A 20,047-nucleotide genomic window follows, 5' to 3' on the forward strand; every position below is an offset into this window, starting at 1 on the left:
CATGTCGCAGGAGATCTAGCTAGCTGGTCGAGCGCGCCGTCGCCAGGTTCGGCCGCGTGGTCGAAACCGGCATCGCCGCCGGCACCGGCGCGGCCGGCCTGGTTGCGGGCGCCGCGTTCGCCTTGTCGTTCGTCTTCTCGTTCGCCTTGTCGCTCGTCGCGGCCATCGTCGCCGCCCGATCCACCGACCACCCGCCGCCCAGCGCCGCGATCAAGCCCACCGCCGCCAGTTGCCGGCGCGTATCCAGCTCCAGCATGGTGATCTTCGTGTTCAGCTCGGTGGTCTGCGCCGTCACCACGTCGAGGTAGCTGACCACGCCATCGCGGTAGCGCGACATCGACAACTGCAAGGTGCGCTCGGCCGCGTCGAGCGCTTCCTGCTCGCGGTCGGCCTCGTCGCCGAGGTGATGGGTGAGCGCGAGGTTGTCCTCCACCTGCTGGCAGGCGGCCAGCACCACCGCGCGATACTGCGCGCCGTTCTCGGCCAGCTTGGCGTGAGCCTGGTCGGTGATCGCCTGGCGGCGGCCGCCGTCGAACAGCGTCAGCGCCAGGCTCGGCCCGATCGACCAGATCTCGTTGGGCGCGCTGAGCCAGTGGCCGAGCCCCGAGCTCTGGTAGCCGCCGATCAGCCCGAGCGTGATGTCGGGGAAGAAGGCCGCGCGCGCCACGCCGATCCGCGCGTTGGCGGCCGCCATGCGCCGCTCGGCGGCCGCCACGTCGGGGCGGCGCTGCAGCAGCGTGGCGGGGATGCCGGCCGGGATCGCGGGCAGGTAGGCCACCGTCAGGTCCGGTGCCAGCGAGAACGCGGAAGCCGGCACGCCGACCAGGGTGGCGATCGCATGCTCGTAGAGCGCGCGGCGCGCGCGCACGTCCTCGGCCGAGGCGCGCGCCGAATCGAGCTGGGTCCGTGCGCGCGAGACGTCGAGGTCGGAGGCGATGCCGCCCGCGTGCCGGCTCAGCGTCAGCTTCAGCGCGCGCTGGTAGGTGTCGATCGTGTCGGCCAGCAGCTTCTGCTGCTGGTCCAGCCCGCGCAGCTTGAAGTAGGCCGTGGCCAGGCTCGCCTGCAGGCTCAGGCGTACCGAGGCCAGGTCGTCGGCGGCGGCCTGCGCGTCGGCGCGGCCCGCGGCCACCTCGTTGCGCACCTTGCCCCACAGGTCGAGGTCGTAGTCGAAGCCGGCATCCAGCGTGTTGGCCCCGTAGATGTCGGGCTGGGTCGCGCCGCGCAAGGGGCGCGTGGCCGAGGCGCGGTTGCTGGAGATCTGCGCACCCAGGCCGAGGGTCGGAAACAGCCCCGAGCGGGCCTGGTCGAACAGCGCGCCGGCCTCGTCGTGGCGCGCCACGGCGGCGGCCACGTCGGGGTTGGCCGCCGCCACCTGGATCTCCAGTTTGTCGAGCGCCGGATCGCGGAACGCCTTCCACCAGCCGTCGCGCTCGATGCGGTCGGCCGGCTGCGCGGCCTGCCAGCCGCCCGCTTCCTTGAAGGTGGTCGGCAGCGCCGTTCGCGGCGCGTGATAGACGGGCGCGAACGAGCAGGCGGAAAGAAAGGCGACGCCGGCCAGCATCGCGCAGAGCCGACGTTTACCCATTCGCCTGCTCCGTGTTGCCCGCCGTCGAGGCGACCGTGCCGGCCGGCGGCGCGAGCCGCACCGGGTCGCCGTTGGACAGCGAGTCGGGCGGGTTGTCGATCACGCGATCGTCGGGCGCGAGGCCGGTGGCGATCTGCACGTGGGTGCCGAAGTCGGTGCCGATCGTCACCGGCTTGAGCACCGCGCGATTGTCCTTGCCGACCACCGCCACCTGCAGGCCCGCCTGGCGGAAGATCAGCGAGCTGGCGGGAATCGTCAGCGCGTGGCTGCTGCCGGCGGGCAGCGCGAAATGCACCTCGGTGTATTCGCCGGGGATCAGCTTGCCGTCCTGGTTGTCCACCATCAGCTGCACCAGCAGGGTGCCGGTGGCGCCGGCGATCGAATCGTCGGTGTCGACCAGTTTCGCGTGGAAGGTCTCGCCCGGGTGCTCGGGCACGGTGAGCGTGGCGCTCATGCCGGGATGGATCGCGGCGGCCTCGTTCTGCGGCACGCTCACGTAGACGCGCAACTGGTGCACGTCGGATACCGCGAACAGCTCGGGCCCGGTGCCCTGGCCGGCCGAGATCAGCTGGCCGATGTCGGTCTTGCGCGCGGTGACCACGCCGTCGAAGGGCGCGACGATGCGCTTGAAGGCTTCCAGCGCCTCCAGGCGCCGCACGTTGGCCTGGTTGGCCGCGACGATCGCCTGCTTGGCGGCCAGGTCGCTGGTCTTCTCGTCGGTTTCCTGCTGCGAGACCGAATCCTGCGCCAGCATCCGGGTCCAGCGCGCGGCGGTGGAGGCGGCCAGCTTCTCGTTGGCCAGCGAGCTCTGCAGGTCGGCGCGCGCCTGCTGCAACTGCTGGTCGAGCTCGGGCGTGTCGATCAGGCCGAGCAACTGGCCCGACTTCACGTGCGCGCCGATATCGGCGTACCAGGCATGCAGGTAGCCCGACACCTGCGCGTGGATCGGCGCGTTCTCGAACGCCGACAGGTGGCCCGGCAGCACCAGGGACGCGCCGTCGGCGCCGCTCGAGGGCGTGTAGGCCACCACGGTCGGCACCGCCTGCGCGGCGGACCAGCCGGTCAGTTCCTGTTTCGCGTGGACGCGCCCGGCGATGCCGGTGGCCACGATGCCGAGCGCGACCAGCGCGGCGAGCGCGGCGACCAGCTTGAGGTTGGGCAGCCGTTTCGGCGACTTGATTTCGATCTCAGTGGACATGGGAAGCTCCGGACGCGGAAGAGGAGGAAGCGCGGGTGCCGTCGTGCTGGTGCGCGTCGCGCCGATGCACGAGGCTGAACACGACGGGGACGAAGAACAGCGTGGCCAGCGTGGCGCAGGCCAGGCCGCCGATCACGGCGCGGCCGAGCGGGGCGTTCTGCTCGCCGCCGTCGCCCAGGCCGAGCGCCATCGGCGCCATGCCGATGATCATCGCCAGGGCCGTCATCAGCACCGGGCGAAAGCGCGTGAAGCCGGCCTCGAGCGCGGCGGCCAGCGCGTTGCCGGTTTCGGCCAGGCGTTCGCGCGCGAAGCTGACCACCAGGATCGAGTTGGCGGTGGCCACGCCCATGCAGAGGATCGCGCCGGTCAGCGCCGGCACCGACAAGGGCGTGTGGGTGGTGAACAGCATCCAGACGATGCCGGCCAGCGCCGCGGGCAGCGCCGAGACGATCACGAAGGCATCGGCCCAGGAGTGGAAGTTCACCACGATCAGCAGGTAGATCAGCGCGATCGCCCCCACCAAGCCCAGCAGCAGGCCGGCGAAGGCGCCGTTCATGGTCTGCACCTGGCCGCGCAGCGTGACGGTGGAGCCCTTGGGCAGGTCGTGGGCGGTGGCCTTGACGATGCCGTCGATGTCGGTGGCGATCGCGCCGAGGTCGCGGCCCTGGGTGGTGGCGTAGATGTCGAACAGCGGCTCGATGTTGTAGTGCGAGACCACCGCGTCGCCGATGCCGCGCGTGATGGTGGCCAGCCCGCCGAGCAGCTGCGAATCGCCGCTGGCGCCCGTCACCGGCAGGTTCTGCAGCGCCGAGAGGGTGGTCATGCGGTATTGCGGGGTCTGCGCCACGATCGGGTAGGACACGCCGTTCCTCGGGTTGAGCCAGTAGGTCGGGTCCACCTGGCTGGTACCGGCCAGGGTGGCGACCACCGAGTTGGTGACGTCCTGCTCGGTGATGCCGAGCTGGTCGGCGCGCGTGCGATCGACCGCCACCGTGAACTGCGGATAGGTGGTGGCCTGCTGGATGCGCGTGTCGGCGATGCCGGGGATCAGGCGCATCCGGCGGTACAGCTCGCGCGCGTACTTCAGGTTGGCGGCCTGGTTCGGGCCGGCCACCTGCAGGTCGACCGGGGCCGGCGCGCCGAAGTTGAGGATCTGGCTGACGATGTCGGCCGGCAGGAACGAGAAGCTGGTGCCGGGGTAGGCGCGCGGCAGCAGCTCGCGCAGCTTGCGCACGTAGTCGGCGGTGGGCGTGTGATCCTCGGACAGCGAGATCAGGATGTCGCCGTCCTGCGGCCCGATCGTGCCGCTGTTGTTGTAGGTCAGGTTGATGCCGCTCTTGGGCAGGCCGATGTTGTCGATCACCTCGCGCAGCTGCGCAGGCGGGATCACGCCGCGGATGGTGTTCTCGATGCGGTCGAACTCGGCGGCGGTCTCCTCCACGCGGGTGCCGACCGGCGCGCGCACGTGCAGCGAGATCTCGCCCGAATCGATGGTCGGGAAGAAGTTGCGGCCGAGCCAGGGCGCCAGCAGGAAGGAGACGGCCACCACGCACAGGAAGCCGGTCACGAAGGGCTTGCGGCGCGTCAGCGCCAGCCCCAGCAGGATCCGGTACGAGGCGCGCACCGCCTCGAAGCGACGCTCGAAGGCGCGCTGGAAGCGCACCAGCGGATTGCGCGAGGGCGGCACGTCGTGCGCGCCGGCGTGGCCCGCGTGGGGGTCCATGATCGCGGCCATCTCGCCCGAGGCGTGGCCGGCCGAGGCATGCGGCTTGAGCAGGTATTGCGCGAGCATCGGCACGAAGGTGCGCGACAGCACGAAGGAGGAGATCATCGCGAAGATCACCGCCTTGGCCATCGGCACGAACAGGAAGCGCGAGATGCCGTCGAGCATCAGCATCGGCACGAACACGATGCAGATGCACATCAGCGAGACCAGCGCCGGCATCACGATCTGCCGCGCGCCGTCGATGATCGCGCTGCGCGTGTCCTTGCCCTGCTCGAGGTGCCAGTTGACGTTCTCGATGGTCACCGTGGCGTCGTCCACCAGGATCCCGACCGCCAGCGCCAGGCCGCCGAGCGTCATCACGTTGAGGGTCTCGCCGGTGGCGGCCAGCAGCGCGATCGCCGAGAGCACGGCCAGCGGGATCGAGGCGGCGATGATCAGGGTCGAGCGCCAGGAGCCGAGGAACAGCAGGATCATCAGCGAGGTCAGCGCGGCGGCGATCACGCCCTCGCGCGCCACGCCGCTCACGGCGCCCTTCACGAAGGTCGACTGGTCGCCCATGGTGACCAGCTTCAGGCCCGGCGGCAGGGTCTGCTCGATCAGCGGCAGCTTGGCCTTCACGCCCGAGATGATGTCGAGGGTGGAGGCCGAGCCGTTCTTCAGGATGCTCATCAGCACCGCGCGATGGCCGTCCACGCGCACGATGTTGGTCTGCGGCGGGAAGCCGTCGCGCACGTGGGCCACGTCGCGGATGTAGATGGTGGTGCCGCCTACCGACTTGATCGGCAGGTCGTTCAACGCATCGAGCGCGAGCGGGCTGTTGTTGAGCTTGATGTTGTATTCGAAGCGGCCGATCTTCTGCGTGCCGGCCGGGATGATCTGGTTCTGCTGCGCCAGCGCGTGCGCCACGTCCTGCGCCGACAGCCCCTTCGATTGCAGCGCCTGCGGGTCGAGGTCGATCTGCACCTCGCGGGTCTTGCCGCCGTAGGGCGTCGGGATCGCCACGCCGGGCACCGACAGCAGTTGCGGGCGGATGAAGTTCTCCGCGTAGTCCTCCAGCTTCTGCTCGTCCAGCGTGCTGCTGGTCAGCGCGATCTGCAGCACCGGCACGGTCGAGGCGTTGTAGTTGAGGATCTGCGGCGGCGTGGTGCCCGGCGGCATCTGCTTGAGCACGGTCTGCGAGATCGAGGTGACCTGCGCGGTGGCGGTGCGGATGTCCACCGTCGGCTGGAAGAAGATCTTGACGATGCCGAAGCTGCGGAACGACTGCGACTCGATGTGCTGCACGTCGTTGACGGTGGTGCCGAGCGTACGTTCGTAGTACGTGACGATGCGCCCCGACATGTCGTCCGGCTGCAGGCCGGAGTAATTCCAGATCACGCTGATCACCGGGATTCGGATGTCCGGGAAGATGTCGGTGGGCGTGCGTAGCGCCGCGAGCGGGCCTGCCAGCAGGATCAGCAGCGCCAGCACGATGAACGTGTAGGGCCGGACCAGGGCGAGCCGGACGATTTTCAGCATGTGATGCTGCTCCGTAGAAAGCGTCGTTCGGGTGAGGGGCTGGCGCGGCCGCCTGGGGAAAACGCGGACACGCGCCGACGACAGCATTCTGGGGAGCACGCCCTAACAGCCTGCCGCTAAAAACATGAAAGAAGTTTCATGGCCCGGCGCGATCGCGGCGAGGGCGGCGCGCTTGCGTGCCGGGCCTGCGCCGTGATGCGTGACATGCCGATGAAGCGACGATGAATGCTTGCGCGCGCAACCGGAACGACGATGCCCCGCGTGGGCGGGGCATCGTGATGCCGGAGGCGAGGATCGCGCCGCGGCGCTCAGCCGAGCATGTAGCCGGCGCCGCGGATGGTGCGGATCAGGGGGCTCTCGCCCGAGCGATTGATCTTGCGGCGCAGCCGGCCGACGTGCACGTCGATCAGGTTGGTGCCGGGATCGAAGCGGCAGCCCCACACGCCCTCGAAGATCATGGTGCGCGTGAGCACGCGACCGGCGTGGCGCATCATGAATTCGAGCACGCGGAACTCGGTGGGCAGCAGGTCCAGCTCGCGCGCGCCGAGCATCGCCGTGCGCCGCACCAGGTCCAGCTCGATGCCGTTGGCGCGCAGCACCGTCTCGGCGTGCGCGTTGCGCGGGCGGCGGCGCATCAGCACCTCCAGGCGCGCCACCATCTCGTCGAGCGAGAAGGGCTTGACCAGGTAGTCGTCGCCGCCGGCGCGCAGCCCGGCGATGCGCTGGTCGACCTCGGACATCGCGCTCATCACCAGCACCGGCGTGTCGAGGCCGACGCCGCGCATGGTGGAGAGGATCGCCAGGCCATCCAGGTCGGGCAGCATGCGGTCGAGCGTGACGGCGTCGTAGTCGCCCGCCATCACCTTGGCGATGCCCTCGCGGCCGGTGCGCGCGACGTCGACGCTATGGCCCTGCGCGTGGAGCTGGCGCGCGATGCTGTCGGCGATCAGGACATCGTCCTCGATCGTCAGGATCTTCGACATGGAGCGGTATCAGGCGACGGCGCGCAAGGTGGCGGCGCGCTCCGCGCCGCGATAGCGGCCCACCGCGAAATCGATGAAGCTGCGGACCTTCATCGACAGATAGTTGCGACCCGGGTAGAGGATCGAGATGCTGCGCGGGCCGCCGTTGGCCGCGTGGCCGTCGAGCAGGGCGACCAGGTCGCCGCGCGCCAGGTCGCCCGCCACCAGCGGCTCGGGCAGCAGGGCGATGCCCATGTGGCTGAGCGCGGCCACCCGCACCATCGCGCTGCCGCTGGAGGCCAGCGCCTGGCCGGTGTAGACGCGGCACACGCCGTCGCGGTCGGCGAACTCCCAGGTGCGCGCGGAGCCGTCGGAGACCGTCAGCAGGCTGTGCTCGCCGAGCGCGCCCGGGTCGCTCGGCGTGCCGTGGCGCGCGAGATAGGCGGGCGAGGCCACCAGCACCTCGCGCACCGTGGTCAGCGCGCGCGACACCAGGGTGGCGCTGATCAGCCGGCGGTCGTCGGAGAAGCAGACGTCGTAGCCGCCTTCCACCATGTCGATATGGGTGTCGAAGGTGGTCACGTCGAAACCTACGCGCGGATGCTGCAGCCGATAGGCGGCCAGCAGCTCGCCCAGGCCGCCGGCGGCGAAGCTCATCGAGGCGGCCACCCGCAGCGTGCCGCGCGGGTCCCGCGTGGCGCGCACCAGGTTCGATTCGATCTCGTCGAGTTTCTCGATGATGGTGCGGCAGCCGTCGAGGTATTCGCGGCCCGCCTCGGTCAGCGACAGGCTGCGCGTGGTGCGGTTCAGCAGGCGCATGTTCAGGTGCGCCTCCAGCATGCCGACGCTGCGCGTGACGGCCGCGGCCGACATGCCGAGCTGGCGCGCCGCGAGGTTGAAGCTTTCTAGATCGACTACACGCGTGAAGACACGCATCGCCTGGAGCTGGTTCATGGTTGTGTGAACAACGATTGCGATGCATCCATGATCGGCGCGCGGCGTTAACAACTCGCCGCCCGGAACATGAAGTTTTTTTCAGAATCGCGCGCCGCGCACGGGGCGCGGCGCGCCTCAGTTCGGCAGGCCGGTGGCCTCGCGCTGCTCCTCCAGGTGGCGGCCCAGCGATTCGTGCAGCCGCTCCAGGCTGCGCGGCGGCAGCGCGAAGCCGCTCCAGCCCAGCCCGGTATGTCGCAGGAACAGCACCGCGCCGCCGTACAGCGCGTGCTGCTCGGTGTACCAGCAGGGATCCATCTCGACCACGTACTGCTCGGAGCGCGAGGGCGCCTCGGGCACGGCCGGCTGCATCGAGGCGCGCAGCAGGCTCAGGTACTGGATCACCGCGTCGACGTCGGCCGGATCGAGGATCACCGAGGCTCGATCGATCGAGACCAGCACGGCTTGCTTTCCGTATTCGTTGATCATTTCGATACTCATCGGGCGTGTCATCTCCGGCTCCTGTCCAGGTCACGATGCGTCGATTATCGGACCGCCTGCCGGGGCCATTTCTGAAACAACCGTATCGTCGGATGAAATTTTGTTTAAAGACCGGCGGGCGCCGAGCGGCCGGCCGGCGTCGATCCGCCGGCGGCGGGCTTCCTCGTCCCAAATTGGGATGGCGAGCCGCCTTTTCGGCCCGGATCCGCGCCGGGCGGGCGCCCGGCGGCGATTCTCCCGGTATCCCGGGCGGCATTCGGGCCGGCGACAAGACTTGCCTCATAATCAGGCACCGCCGATACTTACGGGTTACGCGCTCCTCCTTTCGATCACGATTTAATCGGTTTCCTCGTCATGACCACGATTCTTGAAAGTCTCCCGACCGGCCAGAAGGTCGGCATCGCCTTCTCCGGCGGTCTCGATACCAGCGCCGCGCTGCACTGGATGCGGATCAAGGGCGCCGTGCCTTACGCCTACACCGCGAACCTCGGCCAGCCCGACGAGGCCGACTACGACGCGATCCCCCAGCGCGCCCGCGAATACGGCGCCGAGAACGCCCGCCTGATCGATTGCCGCGCGCAACTGGTGGCCGAGGGCATCGCCGCCCTGCAATCGGGCGCCTTCCATATCTCGACGGCCGGCGTCACCTATTTCAATACGACCCCGATTGGCCGCGCCGTGACCGGCACCATGCTGGTGGCCGCCATGAAGGAAGACGGCGTCAACATCTGGGGCGACGGCAGCACCTACAAGGGCAACGACATCGAGCGCTTCTACCGCTACGGCCTGCTGGTCAACCCGGACCTGAAGATCTACAAGCCCTGGCTGGACCAGCAGTTCATCGACGAGCTGGGCGGCCGCGCCGAGATGTCGGAGTTCATGAACAAGGCCGGTTTCGGCTACAAGATGTCGGCCGAGAAGGCCTATTCGACCGATTCGAACCTGCTGGGCGCCACCCACGAGGCCAAGGACCTGGAAAGCCTGGAATCGGGCATCAAGATCGTCAACCCGATCATGGGCGTGGCGTTCTGGCGCGACGACGTGAAGATCGCCGCCGAGGAAGTGACGGTGCGCTTCGAGGAAGGCCGCCCGGTCGCGCTGAACGGCGTGGAATACGCCGACCAGGTCGAGCTGCTGCTGGAAGCCAACCGCATCGGCGGCCGCCACGGCCTGGGCATGAGCGACCAGATCGAGAACCGCATCATCGAGGCCAAGAGCCGCGGCATCTACGAGGCCCCGGGCCTGGCGCTGCTCTACATCGCCTACGAGCGCCTGGTCACCGGCATCCACAACGAGGACACCATCGAGCAGTACCGCGAGAGCGGCCGCCGCCTCGGCCGCCTGCTGTACCAGGGCCGCTGGTTCGATCCGCAGGCCATCATGCTGCGCGAGACGGCCCAGCGCTGGGTGGCGCGCGCGATCACCGGCGAGGTGAAGATCGAGCTGCGTCGCGGCAACGATTATTCGATCCTCAGCACGATCTCGCCGAACCTGACCTACGCGCCGGAGCGCCTGTCGATGGAGAAGGTCGCCTCGACCTTCTCGCCGCGCGACCGGATCGGCCAACTGACGATGCGCAACCTCGACATCACCGATACGCGCGACAAGCTGCGCGTGTACTCGCAGGTCGGGCTGCTGGCGCCGGGCGAAGCCTCGGCCCTGCCGCAGATCAAGCAGGACGAGAAGGCCGGCAAGTAAGCTGGCGAATTAGCTGGCAAATTAGCTGGCGATGGGCGCGGCGGCCGGTGCATCGGCCGCCGCGCCTCGCGGTACCCGGGCCCCGCGGCGCGCGCACCAGAGGCGTGTGTCGCGGGGCTTCGCGCAAGAGGGTCATGCCGAATCCAACCAGAACGAAAGAGAGAGGCCACCATGTTCACCATGATTCCCGAGATGTCCTTCGGCCGCCGCCTGTCGCTGTGGTGGTCCTGCATCTGGCGCCAGACGCTGGCCACGCTGCCGATCTGGCTGGTCGCCGGCGGCTTCGTGCTCTATTCCATCGTGCGCGCCGAGCATGGCGAGTCGAACTGGCTGTCGTCGCTGGTCAACTCGATGGGCGCGCTGGTGCTCGTCGGCGGGGGCGTCCTGCTGGTGGTGAGCCTGTTGTGCATCCCGATCATCGGCTACATGACGCGACGCGCCTTCGCCAAGCACCAGCTCAGCGTGCCGCCCGACTACAGCTTCGGCCAGGCATCGATGCTCGGTCTCACCACCTGGGGCTGGACCATCGTGGTGTCGATGGCGGTCAACGTGCTGTCCTACCTGCTGCAGGCCGTGGTCGGCAAGGCGTCGGCGGTGATGGCCGTGGGGCAGTTGGTATTCCTGGTGCTGAACATGATCGGCGCGATCTATATCGTGCTGCCGCGCCAGGCCTGGCGGCTGCGCCGGCAGGCGGGCGAGCCCGAGGCGCGGTGAGCGCCGGGCGGCGCGCCGCCCCGATCGTTTTTTCCTGCGGCTTCGCCCTTGCGGCGAGGCCGCCTGCGTTTACACGAGCGGCCGGCGGTCCGACGCCGGCCGCGCCTGCTCAGAACGGCCCGCGGCTCTGCAATTGCCGATACTGCTGCTTGAGCGCGTCGATCCGCTCGCGATAGGCGGTGGCCAGGCAGGACTGCGAAGCGCCGCAACGCGCGCGGCGCTTGAGCCACTGCTGCTGCGCCTCGCCCATGTCGCCGCGGGTGCCCATCGCCACCAGCCCCATCAGCATCTCGTAGCGCACCGACATCTCCACATCCTGCTCGCTGAGCGCGCGCGAGGCGCAGATCGCGCGCTCGTCGGCCTGCCTGGCTTGCTTGCAATCGAAGCTGGCGGCCTGGGCGGCCAGGGGCAGGGCGATCAACAGCGGCAGCAGCGCGAGGCCGGCCGCGCGCAGCGTGCCGGGGCGAAGGCGGGCAAGGGAAGCGGGAGAGGGCATGTCGGCTCCGGTCGGTTCGGGGAGCCATCGATGATACCCGCGCCGCCGAGGCAGCTTGTCCGTGGCGCGGCCGGGCGGATCTTCTATACTTTCCGCACGAACCAGGGCGGGAAGCAGGAACAGCGATGAAACGGAAGAGCTTGGCCGGAATGGATTGCGCGGTGGCGCTGGCGCTGGAGCAGGTCGGCGAATGGTGGAGCCTGCTGATTCTGCGCGACGCGATGCAGGGCTCGACGCGCTTCGAGCAGTTTCGCGAGAGCCTCGAGATCTCGCCCACCATGCTGTCCAGGCGCCTGTCCGAGCTGGTGGAGGGCGGGCTGCTCGAGCGCGTGCGCAGCACGCCCGAATCGAGCCGCGACGAGTATCGCGTGACGGCCAAGGGGCGCGGGCTCGCGCCGGTGCTGATCACCTTGTTCGCCTGGGGGCGCCGCCACGTCAAGGGCCATCCCTGGGGCGTCGATTTCGTCGATCGCGAAACCGGCAAGGCCGTCGATCCGGTGCTGATCGACCGTCATACCGGCAAGGTGCTGAGCCGCGAGACGCATGCCTTCGTGCCGGGACGCCACGCGTCCGAGACCACGCTCAAGCGCCTGAAGACGCTCGCCGAACTCGACGAGGCGAACTGAGCGGCGCAGCCGCCTCCGCATGGCGTAGCCGCCTCCGCATGGCGCAGCCATCTCCGCCATTAGCCAGCTTCCTGGCATTGACCCCCCGCCTCCCGTCGTGCCGGGCCGCTCGGCCCGGCGCTTGGCTTTCCTGTTCCTCCCGGCGCGGCATCCCTTTCGTGCCGCCGTCCTCCCCCTACCCGATTGCCCGCGCCCGGCTGCGCCAGCCGGGTCCGTCCCCGTTCGCCATGACCTTCTCGCGGCTCGCCACGGCAGCGACACAGGGAAATCACTACAATGACGATACTGAATGTGGTGTTCCCTGAAACCGAGTCAGCCGGCGCCGCCGGCCCAAGCAGGAGGCATGCAATCGTGACCCTCAACCGTGAAATCATCCTGGCCGCGCCGCTGCGCACCGCCATCGGCACCTTCAACGGCACCCTCAAGGACATTCCCGCCACCGATCTCGGCGCCCACGTGATCAAGGCGGTGCTGGCGCAGACCGGCGTCGATCCTTCGAAACTGGGCAGCGTGGTGCTCGGCAACGTGGTGCAGGCCGGCAATCGCATGAACCCGGCGCGCCAGGCCTCGGTCAACGGCGGCGTGCCGGTGGCGGTGCCGGCGCTGACGGTCAACCGCGTCTGCGGCTCGGGCGCCCAGGCGATCGTCTCGGCCGCGCAGGAGGTGCTGCTGGGCACGGCCGAGGCCGCGATCGCCGGCGGCATGGAGAACATGGACCGCGCGCCCTATCTGCTGGCCGGCGCGCGCCGCGGCTACCGGATGGGCGACGCGACCATGCAGGACAGCGTGCTGCTCGACGGCCTGCTCGACGCCTTCTCGGGCGAGCATTCGGGCTGGCATACCGAGGACCTGGTTGCCGAGCACCACGTGACGCGCGAGGACCAGGACCGCTGGGCGGCGCGCTCGCAGCAGCGTTTCGCCGAGGCGCAGCGCGCCGGCCATTTCGCGGCCGAGATCGTGCCGCTCGACGTCAAGGCCGGCAAGCAGCAGATCGAGTTCGTGCAGGACGAGCACAACCGCCCGGATACCACCCAGGAGAAGCTCGCCCAGCTTCGCCCGGCCTTCCGCAAGGACGGCACCATCACGGCCGGCAACGCGCCGGGCCTGAACACCGGCGCCGCGGCGATGCTGGTGGCCGATCGCGCCTTCGCCGAGAAGCAGGGCATCGAGCCGCTGGCCCGGTTGGTGGCCTGGGGCGTGGCCGGCGTCGAGCCGGGCCAGTTCGGCTACGGGCCGGTGCCGGCGGTGCGCCAGGCGCTGTCGCGCGCGGGCTGGAGCATCGGCGACATCGAGGCGATCGAGATCAACGAGGCCTTCGCGGCCGTGCCGATCGTGGCGCTGCGCGCGCTGGGCCTGGCCGAGGACATCGTCAACAGCGAGGGCGGCGCGGTGGCTCATGGACACCCGATCGGCGCGACCGGCGCGATCCTCGCCACGCGGCTGATCCACGCGATGCGCCGGCGCGGCCAGCGGCGCGGCGTGGTCACGCTGTGCATCGGCGGCGGGCAGGGCATCGCGCTGGCGCTCGAGACGCTGTAAGGCGCCGGGCCGGCGCGTGGTGAAGCGGCGGGGCCCGGTACCGGGCCCCGCCTTTTCGTGGGCCGCCGCGCCGGCTGCGCTGCCCGTTTTTGACACGCGTTTTCTTCGCGTGTAGTGTCGGCCGCAATCACATCACTCGATTGCCGCGCCCGCCGACCATGTTCACCGACTGCTACTGCACGCAATTCCGGCGCTCGGCCAATGCGCTGACCAGCGTCTACGACGACGCGCTGCGTCCCGCCGGCCTCAAGATCACGCAGTTCTCGCTGCTGCGCGCGCTGGAGCGGCTCGGCGCGGCCACCTACACCGAGATCGCCGCCGAGGCCGCGCTCGACAAGACCACCATCTCCCGCAACCTGAAGATCCTGATCGAGGCCGGCTGGGTCGATACCTCGGCCGACGAGGACGCGCGCTTCAAGGTCGCCCGGCTCAGCAAGCGCGGCATCGCCAAGCTGCGCGGCGCCGAGCCTTACTGGCGCGAGGCACAGGACAAGGTCGAGGACGAGGTGCGCAAGTTCATGAAGGGCCCCGCCAACAAGCGCCTGCTGCAGGCGCTCGAATCCCTGCAGCAGGCCGCCAGCGACGCGAAGTAGGCGCGCGGCGAGGATGGCGGGTTAACCCCGCCTGTCTGTCCGGCGCGGCGGACCGTAACATGAGATGTAGCTACAACCAATCGGCATCGTTCCGGCAATCGGGCCAGAAAGATGCAGCTACATCCATCTATCGGAAAATCGGGGGCACGTCATGCCAACCTATGTCGTATCGGCGGCGGCAGGCCGCCTCGACGCGCAGCAGAAGGCGCGGATCGCGGCCGGCATCACCGAGGCGCACAGCCAGGCCACCGGCGCGCAGGGCTTTTTCGCGCAGGTGATCTTCGTGCCGATCGCCGAGGGCGATCACTTCCTCGGCGGCCGCCCGCTGAAGTCGGACCAGATCCACGTGAACGGGCAGATCCGCGCCGGCCGCAACGCCGAGCAGAAGCGGCGCCTGCTGGACGCGATCGTCGAGCTCGTGACGCGTGCCGCGCAAGCCCAGCCGCGTGCCGTCTGGGTGTACATTGCCGATTTGCCGCCTTCGCAGATGGTCGAGTACGGCAGGGTGCTGCCCTCGCCCGGCGAGGAGGCGAACTGGCTGCAGGCCATGCCCGACGAGGATCGCGCCTATCTCGTCGGCATCGGCCAGTGAACCCGCATCGGAGCCGCCTCTCGCGGCTCCGTGTCCACCGGAGGAGATCGCCATGTCCGAACTGCCGCAACGCGTCGTTGCCACCGACGCGGCCCGCAAGCTGATCCAGACGCTCAGCGAGAAGCACGGCAAGCTGATGTTCCACCAGTCGGGCGGCTGCTGCGACGGCAGCGCGCCGATGTGCCTTCAGGATGGCGAACTGATCATAGGCGGCTCCGACGTCTGCCTCGGGTCGATCGAGGGCATGTCCTTCTACATGAGCGACAGCCAGTACGAATCCTGGAAGCACACGCAGCTGATCGTCGACGTGATTCCCGGCAACGGCGGCATGTTCTCGCTGGAGCAGCCGACCGGCATGCGCTTCCTGACGCGTTCGCGGCTGTTCAGCGACGAGGAATTGCAGCAGCTCGGGATGAGCCGCTGAAGCGGACGGCGGCTCGATCGATTCCCCTTCTCAGTACCCTGCGCCACCCGCCTGCACGGCTCGGCCGGCCATCGTGCCGGCGCTGCCCGCGTGCGCCTCGGCCACCGAGGCGATGATGCCGATCGCTTCCTGGATCTGCCGGCGGGTGATGTCCAGATAGGGAATCGCGCGCACGCCGTCGGTGCCGGAAGGCAGCACATGCAGGCCGCGCGCATGCAGCTCGTCGACGAAGCGCCCGGCCGGCAGCGAGCTGACGCCGAAACGCACGATATTGGTTTCCACCGTGGCGGGATCGAGCGCGATGCCGGGCAGGCCGGCGATGCCTTCGGCCAGCAGCCGCGCATGTTCGTGATCCTCGCCCAGCCGCTCGCGATGATGGCGCAGCGCATGCAGCGCGCCGGCCGCGATCATGCCGGCCTGCCGGAAGCCTCCGCCGATCTGCTGCTTGAAGCGGCGCGCCCGCGCGATGAACTCGCGCGAGCCGGCCAGCGCCGAGCCGACCGGCGCGCCCAATCCCTTCGAGAAACACACGCTGACCGAATCGAAGTGCCTCGCGTATTCGCTTTCCGCGATGCCGGTGGCGGCCGTCGCGTGCCAGAGCCGGGCGCCGTCCAGGTGTAGCGCGAGGCCGCGCGAGCGCGCCAGCTCGCAGACGGCCTTCAGCGAGTCGAGCGGCCAGACCTTGCCGCCGCCGAGATTGTGCGTGTTCTCCAGGCACAGCAGCTTCGGCGGTGCCGGAATGGTGGCCGGGAAGAAGCGATGCGACACGCCCAGCGCGTTCGCCACGTCCTCCGGCGTGAAGATGCCGCGCGCACCGGGCAGCAGGCGCGGCAGCACGCCGGAGATCGCGGCCGGCGCGCCGCCTTCGAGGATGTAGACGTGCGCCTGCTGGTCGAACAGCACCGCGTCGCCGGGCTCGGTATGCGCGCGGATGCCGACCTGGTTGGTCATGGTGCCGGTCACCATGTAGACGGCATCCTCCTTGCCGAGCAATTCGGCGACTTCGCGCTCCAGCGCCTTGACGCTCGGATCGTCGCCATAGACGTCGTCGCCCACCTCGGCCGAGGCGATCGCCTCGCGCATGGCGGACGTGGGACGGCTGCAGGTATCGCTGCGCAGATCGATCATGGTGGACCTCCTCGGGCCGATGTTTCGAAAAGCGCAGCATGGCCGGCGCGATGCCGGCCGCTTTGGACAATCTTGCGGATTTCAGCGGCGAGCGAGGCCGGGCGGCACGCCGAAGAAGCGGCGGAATTCGCGGCTCAGGTGGCCCTGGTCGCAATAGCCGACCTCGATCGCCACCTGCCGCAACGGCAGGCCGCGCAGCAGCAGGTGACGCGCGCGCTCGACGCGACGCTGCACCAGCCAGGCATGCGGCGCCACGCCGATCGCCTTGCGGAATTCGCGCAGCAGGTGATACGGGCTCATGCCGGCGGCCCCAGCCAGCGTGTCGAGCGTGGGGTTCTCGGCCAGGTGGGCATCGAGGTAGTCGCGGGCGCGCTTCACGGCGCCGGGCAGGGCCGCCGCGGGCGGCGTCGGCGCCAGGCTGGCGTGCCGGCCGATCAGCTGGAACACGGCGGCGTTCAGGCGTGAGGTCTTTTCCAGCCGGCTCGCGTCGGACGATTCGGAGCAGCGATGCGCTTCGAGGAACAGGCGCAGCGTCGGCGCGTCGTCGATCACCAGCTCGGGGAAATGCAGTTCGCCGCGAAAGCCTTCGTCGGCCCGCCGCAGCAGCTCGAGCAGGGCCTGGCTCGGGATATAGGCCATGCGGTAGTCCCAGCCATCCTCGCCGGCCGGCCGCCCTTCGTGAAGCTGCCCCGGATTGATCACGCACAGCCTGCCGGCCGGCATGATCGCGCGCCGGCCGCGTCCATCGAGGAAGGCCTGCGCGCCGCGCTCGATCACGCCGATCGCGAACGCGTCGTGCGCGTGGCGCGGGAAGCGGTGGGTGCGATAGCTGGCGCTGAGCAGTTCCGCGTCGGCGAAACCGGGCTCGCGCCAGAGCCTGGCCTGGTTGGGGCGGTTGCCGTTCGGGGAGGGCATGGCGGATTCCGGGGCCTGCTGCGATCGCGACTCAAGGATTGTAGGTACATCCAATCCGCCGTCAAGACCGGCCCGGGCCACCGGGATCCGTCGCTTTTCATCCGCCTTTCACAAGCTGCGATTCGACCTGCTCCGTGTTTACCCATAGAGACATCGCGGATTCGGAATACTACGCTCTGTATACAGAGTTCAGAATTCAAACAGCGGCAAGTCCCTGTCAATCACTGGAGGAAGCAAGTCATGAGCGTCAAGTCGGACAAACTGGACGAGCAGCGCAGCGCGGGCGGCGCGGCGCCGGTCGCGAAGAAACTGATTCCCTACGGCGGCTACTACACCAACAAGGTGCCCGAGCACGATCCGGAGTTGACCGAAACCGGCCCCGGCACGCCGATGGGCGAATTCATGCGGCGCTTCTGGCACCCCGTCTGCATGTCGATCGAGCTGACCGACACGCCGCGCTTCCTGAAGATCCTCAACGAGGAACTGGTGGCCTTCCGCGACGGCAGCGGCCGGGTCGGCGTGCTGCATGCGCATTGCGTGCACCGCGGCGCCTCGCTCGAATACGGCGCGATCCAGGAGCACGGCATCATGTGCTGCTATCACGGCATGGTGTTCGACGTCGACGGCAGTTGCCTGCACGTGCCCTTCCCGAAGGGCGAGGAGAGGGAGGCCGAGAAGTTCGCCTGCTCGATCCGGCAGGGTGCCTACAAGGCGATCGAGCGCCACGGGCTGGTGTTCGCCTACATGGGGCCGCCCGAGGAGGAGCCGCCGTTCCCGGAATGGGAGGGCGATTTCACGGTGCTGGAGGGCGACGAACTGGTGCCCTACAGCAACTTCCAGCACTGCAACTGGCTGCAGGTGCAGGACAACGCCGCCGACAACTACCACCCCACCGCGCTGCACGCGGGCAAGAACGTGGTAGGCGGCCATTACCAGGGCACCACCTTCGACGAGGTGGGGGCCGCCTCGATGGAGGTCGCGCCCGACATGAACTTCGTGCCGGTGCAGGGCGGCCGCAGCCTGGCCTGCGCCGGCGCGCGCCGCGTCGACCGTGACAAGCTGTTCGTGCGGGTCCAGCACCAGGTGCTGCCGAACCTGAGCCTGCACGCCTATACGTCCGAGGACGGCTCGCGCAAGAAGCTGTTCAGCCGCTTCCACATCATCCGCTGGACCGTGCCGGTCGACGACGAGAACAGCAAGATGATCGGCTGGCGCGTGATGGGCCCCGGCATCGACACGCGCGGCGTCGGCAACAAGGAATTGGTGGGCTACGAGTCGATCGACTTCCTGGAAGGCCAGGTGGCGCTGCGCCGGCCCGAGCGTTTCGGCAACTACAAGCTCGAGGACCTGCCGCCGATCCCATCCAATCACCGCGAGCGCCCCAACTACAAGCAGGCGCAATACGCGCCCGGCGACTACGAGGCCATCATCAGCCAGCGCCCGATCGCCGTGCATGCGCTCGAACATCCGACCCGCTTCGACGCCGGGCTCTACCAGTTCCGCAAGCTGCTGCGCGAGGCCGTGCGCGGCACCAATCCCGCCGCCTCGGCGCAGGGTTTCGCCGAGTGGCTGCGCGAGATGGCCGGCGCGCCGAACAGCTATTGCTCGGGCAACGTGTTCGAGATCGCCGAGGGCGAGACCGTCGAGGATGAGGTGAAGCGCCGGCGCCAGGTGCTGAAGTCGGTGGTCGAGATCCTGACGCAGAGCGAGACCATGACGGGCCAGGCTCGCGCCGAATTCGTCCGGGGCCGCTTCGACGAGCTCGAAGGCTCGCTCAAGCGCTGAAGCCGGGATGCATCGCGAACGGCAAGGCACGGGCCGGCCGTTCGCTCCTCGAGGACATCATATGGAAATCGCAGAAACCGAACGCGTCGTGACGGATGCCGGCGAAGCCGCGAGCGATGCGGCGGCCGGCGGCACGCTGGCGCTGCGCGTCGGGCAGATCCGCTACGAAGGCCGCGGCATCAATTCGTACGAACTGAGGCACCCCGCCGGCGAGGCGCTGCCGCCCTTCGAGGCCGGCGCGCATATCGACATCCACCTGAAGCCGGGCCTGATTCGCCAGTATTCGCTGTGCAACGCGCCGGGCGAGCGGCACCGCTACCTGATCGCGGTGCTCAAGGACGAGAACGGGCGCGGCGGCTCGCGTGCGGTGCACGAGCAACTGCGCGCCGGCGACCTCGTCACGGTCAGCCGCCCGCGCAATCATTTCGCGCTGGCGAGCGGGGCGCGCAAGGTGCTGCTGCTGGCCGGCGGCATCGGCGTGACGCCGCTCAAGGCGATGGCGCATGAACTGGAAAGCCGCGGCATCGACTTCGCGCTGCATTACTGCGCGCGCAGCCGCGAGGCCGCCGCCTTCGGCGCCGAGCTCGACGCGATGCGGCGCGCCGGCCGGTTGCACTATCACTTCGACGACGGCCCCGACGGCCAGCGGATCGACCTGCCGCGCCTGCTCGCCGAGCCGGAGCCGGGCACCCAGCTCTATTACTGCGGGCCGGCCGGTTTCATGGCCGCCTGCGCCGAGGCCGCCGCGCACTGGCCGAAGGGCAGCGTGCACTTCGAGCACTTCAAGGCGCCCGAGCTGCCGAAGCGCGAGGCTGCCGGCGCCGGCGAATGCGAGGTGCGCATCGCCAGCACGGGGCAGGTGATCCTGCTCAAGGCCGGCCAAAGCCTCGCCGAAGCGCTCGGCGAGGCCGGCGTGGCCGTGCCCACCTCGTGCTGCGCGGGCCTTTGCGCGACCTGCAAGCTGCGCTACCTGGAGGGCGAGGTCGAGCACAACGACTTCATCCTGAGCGAGGACGAGCGCCGCGAATACCTGACGGCCTGCGTCTCGCGCCCGATCGGCACGCATCTGCTGCTCGACCTCTGAACGCCCGCCGTTCCCTCACCGGCTCCTCGT

Annotated in this window: 18 protein-coding genes; 9 read left to right on the forward strand and 9 right to left on the reverse strand. The window is 69.2% G+C overall.

All coding sequences use genetic code 11. The features are described from left to right. Window positions 1-19 precede the first annotated feature (19 nt). The 6 genes from F3J18_RS08220 to F3J18_RS08245 form a co-directional block, all read right to left on the reverse strand. A complete protein-coding gene (locus F3J18_RS08220) occupies window positions 20-1,585 on the reverse strand; it encodes an efflux transporter outer membrane subunit (protein WP_166912456.1) in 1,566 nt (521 codons plus the stop codon). Next, the gene (locus F3J18_RS08225) at window positions 1,578-2,783 is read right to left on the reverse strand and encodes an efflux RND transporter periplasmic adaptor subunit (protein ID WP_025099406.1); all 1,206 of its coding nucleotides are present in this window, start codon (window positions 2,781-2,783) and stop codon (window positions 1,578-1,580) included. The genes F3J18_RS08220 and F3J18_RS08225 overlap by 8 nt, the downstream gene beginning before the upstream one ends. Continuing rightward, complete coding sequence (locus tag F3J18_RS08230; protein WP_166912457.1) at window positions 2,773-6,027, reverse strand: efflux RND transporter permease subunit; 3,255 nt, start codon at window positions 6,025-6,027, stop codon at window positions 2,773-2,775. Before F3J18_RS08230 ends, F3J18_RS08225 begins: the two co-directional genes overlap by 11 nt. A gap of 308 nt (window positions 6,028-6,335) precedes the next feature. Continuing rightward, the gene (locus F3J18_RS08235) at window positions 6,336-7,010 is read right to left on the reverse strand and encodes a response regulator transcription factor (protein ID WP_013699620.1); all 675 of its coding nucleotides are present in this window, start codon (window positions 7,008-7,010) and stop codon (window positions 6,336-6,338) included. 9 nt (window positions 7,011-7,019) lie between these two features. Then, complete coding sequence (locus tag F3J18_RS08240) at window positions 7,020-7,943, reverse strand: LysR family transcriptional regulator (RefSeq protein ID WP_025099404.1); 924 nt, start codon at window positions 7,941-7,943, stop codon at window positions 7,020-7,022. A gap of 117 nt (window positions 7,944-8,060) precedes the next feature. Then, window positions 8,061-8,435 carry a hypothetical protein gene (locus F3J18_RS08245; RefSeq protein ID WP_025099403.1) on the reverse strand — a complete coding sequence of 125 codons (375 nt, stop codon included), beginning with the start codon at window positions 8,433-8,435 and terminating at the stop codon, window positions 8,061-8,063. A 342-nt stretch (window positions 8,436-8,777) separates the two neighbouring features. Between F3J18_RS08245 and argG the strand changes: the two genes are divergently transcribed. Beyond that, window positions 8,778-10,121: an argininosuccinate synthase gene (argG, locus tag F3J18_RS08250; protein WP_025099402.1), complete on the forward strand. Its 1,344-nt coding sequence runs from the start codon at window positions 8,778-8,780 to the stop codon at window positions 10,119-10,121. Window positions 10,122-10,292: 171 nt separating this feature from the next. Continuing rightward, complete coding sequence (locus F3J18_RS08255; RefSeq protein WP_025099401.1) at window positions 10,293-10,835, forward strand: hypothetical protein; 543 nt, start codon at window positions 10,293-10,295, stop codon at window positions 10,833-10,835. Between the two features lie 109 nt (window positions 10,836-10,944). Here F3J18_RS08255 and F3J18_RS08260 read toward each other — a convergent pair whose 3' ends face one another. Next, complete coding sequence (locus F3J18_RS08260; protein ID WP_013699615.1) at window positions 10,945-11,331, reverse strand: lysozyme inhibitor LprI family protein; 387 nt, start codon at window positions 11,329-11,331, stop codon at window positions 10,945-10,947. A 125-nt stretch (window positions 11,332-11,456) separates the two neighbouring features. Between F3J18_RS08260 and F3J18_RS08265 the strand changes: the two genes are divergently transcribed. The 5 genes from F3J18_RS08265 (at window position 11,457) to F3J18_RS08285 (ending at window position 15,105) form a co-directional block, all read left to right on the forward strand. Continuing rightward, the gene (locus tag F3J18_RS08265) at window positions 11,457-11,957 is read left to right on the forward strand and encodes a helix-turn-helix domain-containing protein (protein ID WP_025099399.1); all 501 of its coding nucleotides are present in this window, start codon (window positions 11,457-11,459) and stop codon (window positions 11,955-11,957) included. Window positions 11,958-12,308: 351 nt separating this feature from the next. After that, window positions 12,309-13,496: a thiolase family protein gene (locus tag F3J18_RS08270; RefSeq protein WP_025099398.1), complete on the forward strand. Its 1,188-nt coding sequence runs from the start codon at window positions 12,309-12,311 to the stop codon at window positions 13,494-13,496. 158 nt (window positions 13,497-13,654) lie between these two features. Next, window positions 13,655-14,089, forward strand: a complete 435-nt coding sequence (locus tag F3J18_RS08275) for a MarR family winged helix-turn-helix transcriptional regulator (protein WP_013699612.1) — start codon at window positions 13,655-13,657, stop codon at window positions 14,087-14,089. A 151-nt stretch (window positions 14,090-14,240) separates the two neighbouring features. Continuing rightward, complete coding sequence (locus F3J18_RS08280) at window positions 14,241-14,681, forward strand: tautomerase family protein (RefSeq protein ID WP_166912458.1); 441 nt, start codon at window positions 14,241-14,243, stop codon at window positions 14,679-14,681. A gap of 52 nt (window positions 14,682-14,733) precedes the next feature. Next, on the forward strand, window positions 14,734-15,105 hold the full coding sequence (locus tag F3J18_RS08285) for a DUF779 domain-containing protein (RefSeq protein ID WP_025099396.1): 372 nt from the start codon (window positions 14,734-14,736) through the stop codon (window positions 15,103-15,105). 30 nt (window positions 15,106-15,135) lie between these two features. Here F3J18_RS08285 and F3J18_RS08290 read toward each other — a convergent pair whose 3' ends face one another. Then, window positions 15,136-16,233: a threonine aldolase family protein gene (locus tag F3J18_RS08290; RefSeq protein ID WP_166912459.1), complete on the reverse strand. Its 1,098-nt coding sequence runs from the start codon at window positions 16,231-16,233 to the stop codon at window positions 15,136-15,138. Between the two features lie 81 nt (window positions 16,234-16,314). Next, window positions 16,315-17,148, reverse strand: a complete 834-nt coding sequence (locus F3J18_RS08295) for an AraC family transcriptional regulator (protein WP_025099394.1) — start codon at window positions 17,146-17,148, stop codon at window positions 16,315-16,317. 240 nt (window positions 17,149-17,388) lie between these two features. Here F3J18_RS08295 and F3J18_RS08300 point away from each other — a divergent pair, with 240 nt between their 5' ends. Together F3J18_RS08300 and F3J18_RS08305 are read left to right on the forward strand one after the other, a co-directional pair. Next, complete coding sequence (locus F3J18_RS08300; protein WP_166912460.1) at window positions 17,389-18,933, forward strand: Rieske 2Fe-2S domain-containing protein; 1,545 nt, start codon at window positions 17,389-17,391, stop codon at window positions 18,931-18,933. A gap of 61 nt (window positions 18,934-18,994) precedes the next feature. After that, entirely contained in the window at window positions 18,995-20,017 is a 1,023-nt protein-coding gene (locus F3J18_RS08305; RefSeq protein ID WP_166912461.1) for a PDR/VanB family oxidoreductase, read from the forward strand. The last annotated feature ends 30 nt before the right edge of the window (window positions 20,018-20,047 follow it).

The sequence above is a fragment of the Burkholderia sp. Ax-1720 genome (assembly GCF_011753035.1).
GTDB classification, from domain to species: Bacteria; Pseudomonadota; Gammaproteobacteria; order Burkholderiales; family Burkholderiaceae; genus Burkholderia; species Burkholderia gladioli.